This is a genomic window from Curtobacterium sp. Leaf154 (assembly GCF_001424595.1).
Lineage (GTDB): Bacteria > Actinomycetota > Actinomycetes > Actinomycetales > Microbacteriaceae > Curtobacterium > Curtobacterium poinsettiae.
This window is the reverse complement of record NZ_LMOS01000007.1, coordinates 101236-114900: the sequence shown is the minus strand read 5'-3', so window position 1 is coordinate 114900 and position 13665 is coordinate 101236. Positions and strand designations below refer to the sequence as shown.

The 13665-nt window shown below is 70.1% G+C and carries 10 protein-coding genes; 8 read left to right on the top strand and 2 right to left on the bottom strand.

The window, feature by feature from the left end; genetic code table 11:
• Positions 1 to 62: 62 nt before the first annotated feature.
• The 5 genes from ASF75_RS14640 (at position 63) to ASF75_RS14620 (ending at position 6601) form a co-directional block, all read left to right on the top strand.
• Positions 63 to 1619, top strand: coding sequence for a hydantoinase/oxoprolinase N-terminal domain-containing protein (locus tag ASF75_RS14640; protein ID WP_056072573.1), 1557 nt, complete (start codon positions 63 to 65; stop codon positions 1617 to 1619).
• Positions 1616 to 2800: a DUF917 domain-containing protein gene (locus ASF75_RS14635; protein WP_235517698.1), complete on the top strand. Its 1185-nt coding sequence runs from the start codon at positions 1616 to 1618 to the stop codon at positions 2798 to 2800. The genes ASF75_RS14640 and ASF75_RS14635 overlap by 4 nt, the downstream gene beginning before the upstream one ends.
• Positions 2797 to 3921: a DUF917 domain-containing protein gene (locus ASF75_RS14630; RefSeq protein WP_056072570.1), complete on the top strand. Its 1125-nt coding sequence runs from the start codon at positions 2797 to 2799 to the stop codon at positions 3919 to 3921. The genes ASF75_RS14635 and ASF75_RS14630 overlap by 4 nt, the downstream gene beginning before the upstream one ends.
• A 65-nt stretch (positions 3922 to 3986) precedes the next feature.
• The gene (locus ASF75_RS14625) at positions 3987 to 5081 is read left to right on the top strand and encodes a DUF917 domain-containing protein (RefSeq protein ID WP_056072567.1); all 1095 of its coding nucleotides are present in this window, start codon (positions 3987 to 3989) and stop codon (positions 5079 to 5081) included.
• Positions 5078 to 6601 (top strand): helix-turn-helix domain-containing protein, encoded by a 1524-nt coding sequence (locus ASF75_RS14620; protein WP_056072564.1) that lies wholly within the window; start codon positions 5078 to 5080, stop codon positions 6599 to 6601. Before ASF75_RS14625 ends, ASF75_RS14620 begins: the two co-directional genes overlap by 4 nt.
• Position 6602: 1 nt before the next feature.
• On the opposite strand, the gene ASF75_RS14615 is transcribed toward ASF75_RS14620, so the two are convergent.
• Entirely contained in the window at positions 6603 to 7886 is a 1284-nt protein-coding gene (locus tag ASF75_RS14615; RefSeq protein WP_056072561.1) for an MFS transporter, read from the bottom strand.
• Between the two features lie 105 nt (positions 7887 to 7991).
• Here ASF75_RS14615 and ASF75_RS14610 point away from each other — a divergent pair, with 105 nt between their 5' ends.
• From ASF75_RS14610 to ASF75_RS14600, 3 genes are all read left to right on the top strand, one after another.
• Positions 7992 to 9125 (top strand): substrate-binding domain-containing protein, encoded by a 1134-nt coding sequence (locus ASF75_RS14610; protein ID WP_056072559.1) that lies wholly within the window; start codon positions 7992 to 7994, stop codon positions 9123 to 9125.
• A gap of 293 nt (positions 9126 to 9418) precedes the next feature.
• Complete coding sequence (locus tag ASF75_RS17770) at positions 9419 to 10294, top strand: hypothetical protein (protein ID WP_156463906.1); 876 nt, start codon at positions 9419 to 9421, stop codon at positions 10292 to 10294.
• Positions 10295 to 11185: 891 nt separating this feature from the next.
• A complete protein-coding gene (locus ASF75_RS14600; protein ID WP_235517696.1) occupies positions 11186 to 11569 on the top strand; it encodes a hypothetical protein in 384 nt (127 codons plus the stop codon).
• Positions 11570 to 11830: 261 nt separating this feature from the next.
• On the opposite strand, the gene ASF75_RS14595 is transcribed toward ASF75_RS14600, so the two are convergent.
• The gene (locus ASF75_RS14595; protein WP_162243026.1) at positions 11831 to 13477 is read right to left on the bottom strand and encodes a hypothetical protein; all 1647 of its coding nucleotides are present in this window, start codon (positions 13475 to 13477) and stop codon (positions 11831 to 11833) included.
• Positions 13478 to 13665: the final 188 nt, after the last annotated feature.

The following is a 13665-nucleotide window of genomic DNA, read 5'->3' as shown; positions in this document are numbered from 1 at the left end:
CCCCCCCACACCGGCTCCACCCCCACGAAGACCCCGCACCCGCACCACCGAAGGGAACTCCCATGCGCATCGGCATCGACGTCGGCGGCACCAACACGGACGCCGTCCTGATGGACGGCAGCACCGTCCGTGCGGCGGTCAAGCGGTCCACCACCCCCGACGTCACCTCGGGCATCGTCGCCGCGCTCGAGGGCCTGCGCGAACAGCACGCCTTCGGCCCCACGGACATCGACGGCGTGATGATCGGCACCACCCACTTCATCAACGCCCTGGTCGAGGCACGCGGCCTCGCCCCGACCGCCGCGGTCCGCCTGGGCCTGCCGGCGACGGCGTCGCTGCCCCCGTTCACGGACTGGCCCGGGCACCTGGTGTCGGCCGTGCACGCGCAGCCGTTCCTGGCCCACGGCGGCCACGAGTTCGACGGCCGGGTCATCTCGGAGCTCGACCCCGAGGAGCTCAAGCGGCACGCCGGTGCCATCGCCGCCGCGGGCATCCGGTCCGTCGCGATCTCGTCGGTGTTCTCGCCGATCAACGACGAGTTCGAGCAGCGCGCGCAGGAGATCATGGCCGCCGAGCTCGGGCCGGACGTGGCGTTCTCGCTGTCGTCCGAGATCGGTCGCATCGGCCTGCTCGAGCGCGAGAACGCGACGATCATCAACGCGGCGCTCCGCGAGCTCGCCGACCGGATCGTCGACGGGCTGTCCGGGTCGGTCACGGGCAGCGGCATCGACGCACCGCTCTTCCTGAGCCAGAACGACGGCACGCTGATGGACGTCGAGTACGCCCGTCGCTACCCGGTCGCGACGTTCGCCTCGGGCCCAACCAACTCGATGCGCGGCGCCGCGGTGCTGTCCGGCTTCGACACATGCGCGGTCGTCGACGTCGGCGGCACGACGAGCGACGTCGGCGTCCTGACCGCGGGCTTCCCGCGCGAGGCCACCGGCGAGGTCGCCGTCGCCGGCATCCGCACGAACTTCCGGATGCCGGACGTCCTGTCCGTCGGCATCGGCGGCGGCTCCCGCATCCGCGAGGACGGCAGCGTCGTCGGGCCGGACTCCGTCGGGTACCGCCTGACCGAGGAGGGCCTGGTCTTCGGCGGCACCACCCTGACCGCGACCGACGTGGCCGTCCGCGGTGGTCGTGGCGCGATCGGGGACCCGTCGCTCGTCGCCGGGGTGCCGGCCGAGGTCGCCGCCCGCGCGCTCGACGTCATCGCGGAGCGCGTCGCCGACATCGTGGAGCGGATGCGCACCTCGTCCGACCCGCTGCCCGTCGTGGCGGTCGGTGGCGGTTCGGTACTGCTGCCGGACACCCTGCCCGGACTCGGGACCGTGCACCGCCCGGAGCACTACTCGGTCGCCAACGCCATCGGTGCGGCGATCGCGCAGGTCAGCGGCGAGGTCGACAAGGTCTACGCGATCAGTGACGGCCGCCGGTCCGCCGTGGTCGACGAGGCCCGGCAAGAGGCCGTCGACCGTGCCATCGCGGCCGGCGCCGACCCCGGCTCGGTGGACATCGTCGACTTCGACGAGGTCCCGATCCCGTACCTGCCGGGCAACGCGACGCGGATCCGCGCGAAGGCCGTCGGCGACCTGGCACTCGGGGCGCTGGTCCGATGAGCGCCACCGAGACCGCGACCCCGCCCAGGACCACCTCCAACTCCCAGACCGCCGAGCAGTCCGCTGAGGTCCCCATCACCTCCATCGGGGCGGACTGCTCGGCCCTCGCCCGCGGCGCCGCGATCCTCGGCACCGGCGGCGGTGGTGACCCCTACATCGGCCGCCTGCTCGCCGAGGCCGCCGTCCGCGCCCACGGCCCGGTCGAGATCGTCCAGGTCGAGGACCTACCCGACGATGCCGTGGTGCTCTCGGTCGCGATGATCGGCGCTCCCACGGTGATGGTCGAGAAGCTGCCGTCCGCCGGCCAGTTCGCCGAGGCCATCCGCAGCCTGTCGGCGTTCCTCAACGTGACCCCGACCCACCTGGCCTGCATCGAGGTCGGCGGCGTGAACTCGACGACGCCGATCGTCGCCGCGGCCGAGCTCGGCCTGCCCCTGGTCGACGGCGACGGCATGGGCCGTGCGTTCCCCGAGGTGCAGATGGTGCTGCCGACCCTGTCCGGGGTCAGCGCGACACCGATGGCCCTGGCGGACGAGAAGGGCAACACGGTCGTCTTCGACACGGTGGACAACCGGTGGGCGGAACGGCTCGCCCGCACGGCGACGGTCGAGATGGGCTGCTCCGCGATCACGGCGCAGTACGCCATGTCCGGCGCGCAGGTGAAGGAGTCGTTCGTCCGCGGCAGCCTGTCGCTGAGCGTCCGGCTGGGCGAGACGCTGGTCCGCGCCCGCAGCGAGAACGCCGACCCCGTCACGGCGGTGACCGAGGTGCTCGGCGGCACGGTCGTGTTCGAGGGCAAGGTCGCCGACATCGAGCGCAAGACCGTCACCGGGTTCGCCCGTGGCACGGCCCGCATCGCTGGTTCCGGCAGCGACACCGGCCTGGAGGCGGTGCTCCGGTTCCAGAACGAGCACCTGCTGGTCGAGGTGGCCGGCCAGGTCCGCACCACGGCTCCCGACCTCATCATCACGTTGGACGCCGAGACCGGCGAACCGATCACCACCGAGGCCCTGCGCTTCGGCGCCCGCATCCGGATCGTCACGGCACCGGCCGACGAACGCTGGCACTCCCCGGACGGTCTGCGCCTGGCCGGCCCGCGGTACTTCGGCTACGACACCCCCGCGGTCCGCCACGACGGCACCACGAGCGCGGGCGAGACGAACACGGGAGCGCACCGATGAGCTGGATCCTCGACGTCGACGACCTGCCCGACCTGGCCCGCGGCGCCGCGCTGCTCGGCACCGGCGGCGGAGGCGACCCCACCATCGGGATGCTCCTGGTCCGTGCCGCGATCGAACAGCACGGCCCCGTGACGATCCTCGACCCGTCCGAGGTCCCCGACGACGCCCTCGTCATCCCCACCGCGCAGATGGGCGCACCGACCGTCGTGCTCGAACGCATCCCCGCCGGACCGGAACCCCTCGGGGCGCTCCGTCGGCTCGAAGCCCACCTGGGCCGGACGGCGACCGCGACGATGCCCATCGAGTGCGGCGGCATCAACTCGATGATCCCGCTGCTCGTCGGCGCCACCGGCGGCCTGCCCGTCGTCGACGCGGACGGCATGGGCCGCGCGTTCCCCGAGCTGCAGATGGAGACGTTCTCGGTCTACGGGGTCCCCGGCAGTCCGCTGGCGATCAGCGACGAGAACGGTCACGGCGTCATCATCGAGACCGGCACGGACAACAAGAAGATGGAGTGGCTCGCCCGCGGGGTCACCATCCGGCTCGGCGGCGTCGCCTACATCGCCGAGTACGCCATGTCCGGCCGCCAGGTGCGGGAGACCGCCGTCCCGCGCACGCTCTCCCTGGCACTCGCCGTCGGTCGGGCCATCCGGGTCGCCCGTGAAGCCCACCGCGACCCCATCGACGCGCTCGCCGAGGCCCTCGGCGCGACGATCTACACGCACCTGCGCGAGCTGTTCGACGGCAAGGTCGTCGACGTCGAGCGCCGCACGGTCGACGGGTTCGCCCGCGGTCGCGCCACCGTGCAGGGGACCGACGGCTCCGAGCTCGAACTCCGGTTCCAGAACGAGAACCTGGTCGCCCGGCGGGACGGGCAGCTCGTCGCCGTCGTGCCCGACCTGATCTGCGTCCTCGACGCCGAGACCGCCGAGCCGATCACCACCGAGCGCCTGCGGTTCGGGCAGCGCGTCCGGGTGATCGGCATCTCGACGCCCGACCTGATGCGGACCCCGGAGGCGCTCGCCGTGTTCGGGCCGTCGTGCTTCGGGCTCGACGAACCGTTCGTCCCGGTCGAGGACCTGCACGAGCACGTCCGCCCGGCCGCCCCGGCGGTCGGCTGACGAACGGTCCCGCGCCGACCCCGGGGCCCGGCCCCGGGACGCGACCACGGCAGCAGAATGGACCCATGGACCAGGGTGAGCGGCGGGGCGGCGGTGTGGCGGGCCTCCAGGCCGACGACGCGACCGTCTTCGGACGCGGCACCGCCCTGCTCGGGTGCGGCGGTGGCGGCCGTGTCGACCACATGGTCAGCGCGCTCCGATTCGCGCTCGGCGACCGCAGCGTGCCGGTCGTCGACCTCGACGACCCCGCGCTCGGCTCGGTGGTGGCCGTGGGGATCATCGGGTCGACCAACGTGCTCGAGGAGAAGATGCCGAGCGGCGAGGAGCTGCCGGCCGCGCTCGCGGCGGTCGAACGCTGGACGGGCGTCCGTGCCGACGCCGTCGTCGCCGCGCAGATCGGCGGCGTGACCGGACCGGCCGCGGCCCTCACCGCCCACGCCGCCGGACTGCCGCTCGTCGACGCGGACCTGGTCGGCCGCGCGGTCCCGCGCATCGACCAGCTGTCGGTCTTCGTCGGCCCGACCACGACGGTCACGGCCGCGGCAGCCACCACGAGCGGTCTGCGGATCGTCGTCGACGCCCGGCAGCCCCACGACGTCGAGACCGTCTGGCGCGAGGCCGTCTCGCACAGCGGCGGCTGGGCGGCCTTCGCGATCGGCCCGGTCCCCGTGGCGTTGTTGCGCGAGCGGGCCGTCGTCGGCAGCGTGCAGCGCGCCCTCCGGATCGGACGCGCCGCGGGCGGCGCACGCGACGCGGCGGAACTCGCCGCGCTCATCGGCGGCCGGGTCGTCGCGCAGGGCCGGGTCATCGACGTGCAGCGCGAGGGGGACGCGCTCGCGTTCGTGCGCAGCAGCCTGGCCATCCGCGACGCCGGCACCGGTGCGGTCGCCCGGGTCGAGGCGGGCAGCGAGTACGTGCACTGCCTGGTCGACGGCCTGCCCGTCGCCAGCACGCCGAGCGTCATCACCGTCGTCGACGCGCGCTCGCTCGCGCCGGTGGCGACCGACCGCACGCGGGTCGGCAACGAGCTCGCGGTGCTCGTGCTGCCGTCGGCGCCGTGGTGGTGGGCGGACCCCGACCGCACCGCGCACATGGGACCGCGGGCGTTCGGCATCGACGCCGACGTCGTGCCCGAGGCCGTGCGCCAGGTGCTCGCGTGAACGCCGTCGGCGACCTGCTGCCGCTCCTGCCAGCAGGCACCCGCCTGCTCGTCGGCCCCGGCAGCACGGCGGTCCGGAGCGTCCGCGGTGTCGTGGGGACCCCCGACCAGGTCGGCCGGTCGCTCGCCCAGGGCGACGACGTCGTCGTGCTGCTCACCCCCGTCGACCGTGCGGACGCACGCTTCGACGTGCTGCTGCGCCGGGCCTCCGCGGCCGGCACCACCCTGCTCGTCGTCGACGGATCGCTGGAACTCGGCCCCGGCACCACGACGCTCGCCGACCGGCTCGGCGTCGCCGTGCTCGCCACCCCGGACCCGTGGGCGACCTCGGTCCGCCTGCACGAACTAATCGGCACCGGGATGGGCCCGGCGGCCCGGGCGGCCCTCGACGCCTCCCGCGTCGCGCTCGACGCCGGCCCCGAACTCGACGACCTGTTCGCCCGGCTCGACCGGTCGCTCGGCCACCCGGTGCGGTTCCTCGACGCGTCGGGCCTGGCACTCCGCGGAGCCGCCGTCGACGACACAGCCCGCGCCGTGCTCGTCCGCCGCGCCGGCACGAGCGACGTGCTGATCGCCGAGGGTGTCGACGAGACGCTCGTCGCGATCCCGGTCGGCACCGGCATCGGACCGCGCGCCTGGCTGGCCGTCGGTCTGTCCGTCCCGATCGCCGCCGAACAGCAGGTGGTCGCGAGCGCCCTGCAGGTCGCCGCCGTCGCCGTCGGGCATCGGCTGCTGCTCACCCGGCTCGACGACGAGCGCGACGCCCGCTACCGGATGGCGATGCTCGACGAACTCCGTGCTGCCGACGGGGCGCCCGCCCCGCAGCTCGTGCAGCGGACCATCGCCGCCGGGTGGCGGCTGGACGCCTGGCACGTCGGTGCGCGCGTGGTCGCGCGGCAGGGCGTCGACCTGGTCGCGCTCCGCCAGCAGGTCGACGCCGCGGTGCGCGCCGAGGGAGTCGACGCGGTCGTCGTCGAACAGGCGGACGGCTGGGTGCTGTGGCTGTCGGAACCCGACGAACCCGGCCGGGAGGCAGTGGCCGACATCGCGGGTCGGCTGCGGCGCGCGCAGAACACGCTCCGCACCACCGTGGAGACCAACGTGGGTGTCGGCAGTCTGCAGGCGGGCCCTGCCGGGCTGGTCCGGACACTCGGCGAGGCCGGCGACGCCGCCCGCCTGGCTGCCAGCCGTCCGGAGTCCGGGCACTTCGTGCACGTCGACCGGCTCGGGCTCGCGCAGCTGCTGCTCGCGTGGACGCAGACGGACACGTTCCTGCCGGCGTCGCGGCAGTTGCTCGCACCGCTCGAACGCGGTGGCGGGGCGCTCCTGACGACGCTCGCCGCCTACCTGGACGCGGAGTCGTCGATCGCCGAGACCGCCGCGGTGCTCGGCGTGCACCGGAACACCGTGTCCGACCGCATCGCGCGGGTGGAGCGGTTGCTCGCGGTGGACCTGTCCGACCCCGAGACCCGCCTCGCCCTGCACCTGGCGACGCGGGCGCGGGCCGGGGACGGCGGCTGATTCAGTTCCTGTTGCTGGACTTCTCGGTCTCGCGCTTCGTGGTCCCGCTCGTCTTGTCGGTCCCGCGGGCGGGCCGGGCGGCGGCACCGGTCTCGCGCGCCGCACCCGAGGCCAGGCCGGCCGCGATGATGAACACGAAGACGATCAGCAGCGCCCCGAGCAGGCCGATCTCCTCACCGAGGAACCCGATCAGCGGCGGCCCGGCCAGGAACGCCACGTAGCCGATCGTCGCGACGGCGCTGACCTTGGCGGCCGCGGTGCGGGGGTCGTCGGCCGCGGCGGACATGCCCATCGGGAAGCCGAGGCTGGCACCGAGGCCCCAGAGCACGACGCCCACGATCGCGAGTGGCACGTTGTCGATGAAGATGAGCATGCCGAGGCCGACCACCGCGACGGCGGCGCTGATGCGCAGGACCGGCACGCGGCCGAACTTGTCGATCAGTGGGCTGCCGGCGACGCGGCCGGCGGTCATCGCGGCGAGGAACACCGTCAGCACGGCAGCACCGCCGGCGTTGTCGAGCCCGTGGCCGTCGATCATCGCGAGGGGCAGCCAGTCGTTCGCGGACCCCTCGGCCAGCGCCATGCCGAGCACGATCACGCCGATGAGCAGCGTCGAGGGCTGTGCCCAGACCTGCCAGCGGGTGAGCGGGGTCGCGACTGGGCTGGTGTCAGTCGAAACCGGCTGCTCGACGAGGTGCTCGTCCTGGAACTTCGCGACGGCGACGAGCATGGCGGCGCTCGTGATGACGACGAGCACGATGAAGTGCCACGAGACCGGGATCTCGAGCTTCTCGGCCAGGGCGCCGAGGCCTGCGCCGGCGAGCGTGCCGAGGCTGAACGCGGCGTGGAACAGCGGCATGATCGTGCGTCCGCCGGCCTTCTCGGCGGCGGCGCCGGAGACGTTCATCGACACGTCGCACAGGCCGTTGCCGAAGCCGAACGCGATGAGCGCGATCCAGATGGCGGCGAAGCCCCACCCGAGCGTGACCGCGACCCCGGCGAAGATCATCCCGAGCGCCAGGCAGGCTGCAGCCACCTGCACGCCCCGCCTCGCACCGAGCTTCGCGACGATGTGTCCGGCGAACGTCAGACCGCCGATGGAGCCGACCGCCATGCCGAGCACGAGCAGGCCCATCTCGAACGTGCTCGCCCCCAGGGAGTCGCGGACGCTCGGGATCCGCCCCAACCACGTCGCGATGTCGAGCCCGGACAGGGTGAACACCACGAACACCGCGATGATCCAGGCCTTGGTGGTCGGGACGGTGCGGGTGGACGGCGTCGTCATGGTGGTTCCCATCGTGCTGCGGCGCGCTCGGTGCTGCGCGTTCTGGTGCTGGTGTTGCGGTTGTCGAATCGATTCGACTGCTCGTTCCGGCTACGCTAACGGGCGATGGACGAACCGGCAACAGGACCCGGCGCGTCGCCTTCCCGCGGCGGCGTCACGCGTTCGTCGCGCCCGACGCTCGCCGCGGTCGCCCGTGCCGCCGGTGTCGCGCCGTCGACGGCCTCGCTCGCGTTCAGCGGTCTCGGCCCGGTGTCCGAGGACGCCAAGGCCCGTGTGCTCGCCGCTGCCGCCGACCTCGGTTACGGCGGCCCCGACCCCCGCGCCCGTTCGCTGCGCCGCGGTCGTTCCGGCGTCATCGGTGTCGTGATGGACGAGCGCCTGAGCGATGCCTTCCGTGACCCGGTCAACGTCCTGACGCTCGACGGCATCGCCGAGGTCGCCGGTGCCGCGGGTGTGTCCCTGCTGCTCGTCCGGAGTCCGCTCGACGACGAGCAGGGCGCCGGCCCGCTGGTGGATGCCCCGATGGACGCCGTCGTGCTCGTCGGGTGCAACGTCCGGATCGACCCGGCCGTCGCCGTACTGCGACGTCGGCAGATCCCGGTCGTCGCGATCGAGGCGGCCGAGATCGAGGGCGCTGTCCCCGTCCAGCTCGACAACCGGGAGGCCTCACGCCGTGCTGCGGAGTACCTGCAGGGGCTCGGCCACCAGGACGTGACCGTCGTGACGCTGCCGCTCGATGCCGCACGTCGGCGGGGGCCGATCGACGACGCCCGGTTCACTTCGGGCATCGCGTTCACGACGCTCGAACGACTGCGTGGTGTGCGCCAGGTCTACTCGGACGCCGTCGCGATCGAGACCGCCGGCAGCTCGGTGGAAGAGGGGCGTCTCGCCGGCACCGAGCTCTTCGCAGCCGACGGCCCCCGCCCCACCGCCGTCATCGCCCAGAGTGACCTGATCGCCGTCGGGGTGATCTCGGCCGCACTCGACGCCGGACTCCGTGTCCCCGAGGACGTCAGCGTCGTCGGGTTCGACGGCATCACGGTGGACGACAGCCTGCTCCACCGCACCCCGATCCGGCACCTGACCACCCTGGTGCAGCCCTTCGTGCAGAAGGGCCAGGCCGCCGCCCGTGCAGCCCTGGCGATGCTCGAGGGTGCGGAACCCCAACCGGCATCGTTCACCTCGGAGTTGCGGGTGGGGGACACGACGGGGCCGCCGCCCGCTTCGGGTACCGACTAACGCAGGCACCGCCCCGGCTGCGTGTGGCAGCGGGTCTGCACCCTTGCACGCTTCTGTGCGGGAAGCGATGTGACGTAGCCCAGAACAACACGCGTCGGTGCTTCCGACGCCGTGGCGTTGAGGTAGACCCCAGTACGACAGTCGAATGTGGCGCGGAGGAGTGTCGGTCGTCTTCGTCGGCGGCAGGTGGCATGATCTCGCCTATGACGAATCCTCGGGGGAAGAAGCGCAGTGTCACCAGATCCATCCACTTTTTTAGGATGGATGCTGGAGCGGATGCTTCAGGTAAGCCAGTGAAGATCGACCTGGCGGCGGCCGTAGAAGAAGTATCAAAGTTGCCGTTCGGTCCGACCTCGCGGCGATACTGGACTCAACCTTCCGGGGACGCCATCGGGCTGTGGGTGCCATCTGTGACCGCGTACGACCGCTTCAGCCTTGCTACCATACGCCGGAGCAGCTTGCCGCAGAGTGAGTTGAACGGCACACTTAGTGACCTCAACCTCGGCGCGGGAGCGGGGCTGCATGAACCAGTGCACATGAAAGTGCTGCCCAACAATATCTTGGGTGTCGAGTTTAACTTTTATGGCCCGCGGCCATCGCGATTGCCAATGTACCTGGAGCATGCCATCGCCAGCAAGAATGGTTTTGAGCTAGAAGCCCTACTTCGCCAGGATGCTGCTGCACAGTTGAAGAATCATTCGGAGATTCGTGTCCTTGATCTTTACATACGCCCCTCCTATGTAGCTTCTGTCGAAGAAGCAAATAAGGGGCTAGGTAAAGCTTTCCGTGCGATCGAAGCAGCATCGAAAGCCGAAGTTATTGGCCTGACTCTACGTCCAGAGCCTTACAAGCGAACCGCGCTTGGTGCAAAAATGTTGAAAGGCGTCAAGCGCCTGGCGAAGCGAAAAGATCTCAACGAAAACGTCTCAACCTTCAAGGTCAAAGGGTTTAATCAGGTCGAAGACCGAAGCGAGCTCCTCGACCTTCTTCAGGATCAGCTGGTGGCCAAGAAGCAAATTCTGACTCTCGGGGACAGGAGTCGAGCTATTGATCCGGGCTCCGCATTCGACGCTATTGACGAGGCCTACGACGAGCTCGAATCCCAGATTGAAGCCGCTGCGGGGATTGGCGTTAAACATGACAGTGAAAAATCCAGCGAAAACAGCTGAGCCCTCGCGGATTGACTGCTGGGTGCTAGACGTGTTTCCGCTGGCGGTTGCCGCGCTCGGAGTGTTTGTGCTACCACCTGGAATACGAAGCGTTATTGGAGACGCACTGAGCACCGACTCGTCGTCGGTCTACGGTGCCTTAGTAGGCTTGCAGGGATCACTGCTTGGCTTTGTTCTAGCGGCGCTAACCATTGTGCTCGGATACTCTCAGTCTCCAAGTATGGAAATACTACGGGAGTCGGGCCAGTTGCCGAACCTCTTTCGGGTCTATCTTGCTGGTATCCGAAGTCATGCGTTCGCGACCGCAACGGCAATCGTGGCCTTAGTTGTAAACTCCGGATACGTAACTGCTTCACTCTTGGCCTGGCTTGTAGCGTCTTCCTCAGTGGTGACGGCCATTCGGCTTGGGAGATCTTTGTGGGCAACGAGAAGCGTCGTTGTGGTTGTTTCCGAGGACCGGTCCCGCGGTCCCGGAGTGAACTAACTCCTTTCGCAAGAAAGTATCGAGAGTTAACGAGCGAGCTCAGAGTGCTCTCGTCGCCTCCAAATCGAGCAGTGGACATAAGATCGTCATATCGGCTCGGTGCTGCGTTCGTTGTTCGCGGTGGCAGATGGACGCTCCGGGAAAGCCCGGAGTGTTGTGGACGATCACGCTGTTGGATGCGCGCTGACGCCATCGCGCTTTGGGGATGACGGGCCGAGATAGGTCGCTCGTGCTCGGAGTCGAAGGCGGTGTGACAAGAGCGGACGTCTCAGAGGGACAGCTTCTGACGCCAGCGGTCCGGCAACATGGACGGGCCTCCCGGCGAGAGGATGATCATGGCCGGCCATCGAGCTGATCGCGGGCTGAACGCACCGACGACGGCCGCGGCTCGCGCACGGGCTCGTGCCGTGGTCCGTTTCGTCGTCGGGATCGGCGTGATCACCGTCATCGTCGTGGCCGGGCTGATCGCTCCAGCCGCGCTGCGCTCGTACGACCTCGGCCACCGGGCCACGCTCCGCTGCCACGTCACGTCGGCCGAGGGCATCACCCGCGGATCGTCGAACCGTGGCATCGGTGGACAGGATGCGCGGGTCGTCATCACCACGGAGGACTGCGGGAAACCCGTCCTCTGGGAAGGAGTGACGCGGACGAACAACCGGACAATCGCTGGCCGCATCGACACGCCGGCCGAACACGCGATCGAGGTCGGGTCCGGCACATGGGAGGTCCGCGGGCTGCTGCACGCCATCGGCAGGAGCCCTTCGGCCTTCGGAGTCGCGCCGACGTCCTGACCGACGAGCCACCCCTCCGGTCCGACGGCGGACGGGACCTGCATGGACCCGGCGCCCGGCTCGTCTTGGGGGCCGCTCAGGCCAGCGTCCGAAGCGCGGCGGAGTCACGCTTCGATGGCGGTGCCGCAGGCCTGGAAGTCGCGGACGGCCTGATCGCGGCGGATCTCACCGACCAGGTCGAGAGGGGGCGCGGTTGGACGGGAAACGCCCTGTCTCCGAGTGCGTGGAGACAGGGCGTTTCTTCGGTCCGGTGTTTCGGGTCTAGCCGATCCCGGGGTCGTTCCGCATACCGACGTTGCCGGCGGAAGCGAAGCCGTCCGTGCCGGCGTCGCCGGTCCACGTCCAGAGCGAGCCAGTGTTCGCCTGGACTGCGACGGCGAGGTGGTCGCCCTCGGTCACTGCTGACGGGCTGGTGTCGGTCTTCATACCGACGTCCGCCGAGTGTGCAAACCCAGCAGCGCCCGGAGCTCCGTGCCAGGTCCAGAGGTCTCCGGTGTTCGCTTGCGCTGCCACGGCGAGTTCCGACCCCACGAGCGTGATCGACGGGCTGGTGCCCGCCTTCATGCCGACAGCGGTCTGCACGGCGAGCCCGGTCGTCCGCGGTGTGCCGCTCCAGACCCAGAGCTTGCCGGTGTTCGCTTGCGCGGACACGGCGACGGTGGACCCGTTGACCCGTGTGATCGCCGGGCTTGTCCCGTCCTTCATCCCGAGGCCTGCGCTCTTGGCGGTGCCGGTGGTCGCGGCCGTGCCGTACCAGGTCCAGAGGCCTCCGCTTTCGGCCTGGTAGGCGACGGACACGCCGCTGCCGACGGTGGTGATGGACGGATTGGTGCCGTCCTTCATGCCCTGTCCGGTGGACTGCGCGTAGCCCGTTGAGCCAGCGGTGCCCTTCCAGGTCCAGAGATCCCCGGTGTTCGCTTGGAACGCGACGGCGAAGTTTCCATCGCCGAGCGAGACGATGTCCGGGCTGGTGCCTGGCTTGACGCCGACCCCGGCCGAAGCGGCGGTGCCGGTCGTGCCGGCCTTGCCCTTCCAGGTCCAGAGCGTCCCGCTGGGGTCGACGTAGGCGGCTGCGGCGTTCGAGCCGTCCCGTGCAAGTGCGGGGGAGGTGCCGTCCTGGATCTGTCGGCCCGAGTTCGCGGCGAAGCCCGGGGTGCCGGCGCTGCCGGTCCACGTCCACAGTGTGCCGGTGTTCGCACGCACCGCCACGGCGGTGCCGTTGGAGTACGACGACGGTGAGATCGACAGCGGGCTGGTCACGTTGCTGAAGTCGACGTGCTGGTGGTTGCAGGTGTCCACGAACTGGCGGGTGATGTTCGTGAAGGACCAGGTGGGCCTGCACTGTGACTGCCCGGCCTGCGTCCCCTTCGGAACGAAGGTGTCGAGGAAGTCCAGCAACTCGTGCGTGCGTGCGTCAGGACCCTGAACAGTGGACCCGCCGACGGAACCGAAGTCGATCGCGACACTCGGGTCGATGCAGTGCAGGGAGCTCTCGTTGCTCGCGCAAGAGACGGGGTGCGTCATCGTCGGGCAACGACGGTTCAGGTCATTGACCCGCAACGATCCGAACTTCTTGGTCACGATGACGAGTGTCTGGAGGACCCGAGTGTCGAGCTGGCAGCCCGGCGTCGGGTTCCCGTTCGCGATCGGGAGGATCTCGTTTCGGTACAGATCGTTGGTGTCGCCGGCGCCGTTCGCGGTCGCGGTGAAGGTACCCGCTGTGACGAAGCCCCCGAGCTGCTTCGCGAGCGTTGCCGGGTCGGCAGAGATGTCGTCGCAAGCCGTCCCACAAGCGCCAGCTGCCTCGGCTCGAGGTGGCGACATCGCCACGATCGAGGCGAGTGCAAGCGCGACGACCATGACGATCAGGACGAGCGACCGCCAGAGAGTTCTCGATCTCGGCAGCACGAACGGAGTATTCACTTTTCCCCACTTCACGGACGAGCCACACCGCCCCTCGGTGTGAACTGTCGTCTCGGCTGGAGAGTAGCCGGTTCTCCCGGCGCACCGCGAACCTTGCTGCTTCCACAGAAAATCGCTTCGTCGGCATCAACGAGAACGGCCGGTCACCCGAAGGAATGGCCGGCTGAATCGTG

Bases quoted from the DNA above. Each gene is read 5' to 3' on its own strand.
- ASF75_RS14615 (WP_056072561.1), bottom strand. From the start codon at position 7,886: ATGACGACGCCGTCCACCCGCACCGTCCCGACCACCAAGGCCTGGATC.
- ASF75_RS14640 (WP_056072573.1), top strand. From the start codon at position 63: ATGCGCATCGGCATCGACGTCGGCGGCACCAACACGGACGCCGTCCTG.
- ASF75_RS14635 (WP_235517698.1), top strand. From the start codon at position 1,616: ATGAGCGCCACCGAGACCGCGACCCCGCCCAGGACCACCTCCAACTCC.
- ASF75_RS14630 (WP_056072570.1), top strand. From the start codon at position 2,797: ATGAGCTGGATCCTCGACGTCGACGACCTGCCCGACCTGGCCCGCGGC.
- ASF75_RS14610 (WP_056072559.1), top strand. From the start codon at position 7,992: ATGGACGAACCGGCAACAGGACCCGGCGCGTCGCCTTCCCGCGGCGGC.
- ASF75_RS14625 (WP_056072567.1), top strand. From the start codon at position 3,987: ATGGACCAGGGTGAGCGGCGGGGCGGCGGTGTGGCGGGCCTCCAGGCC.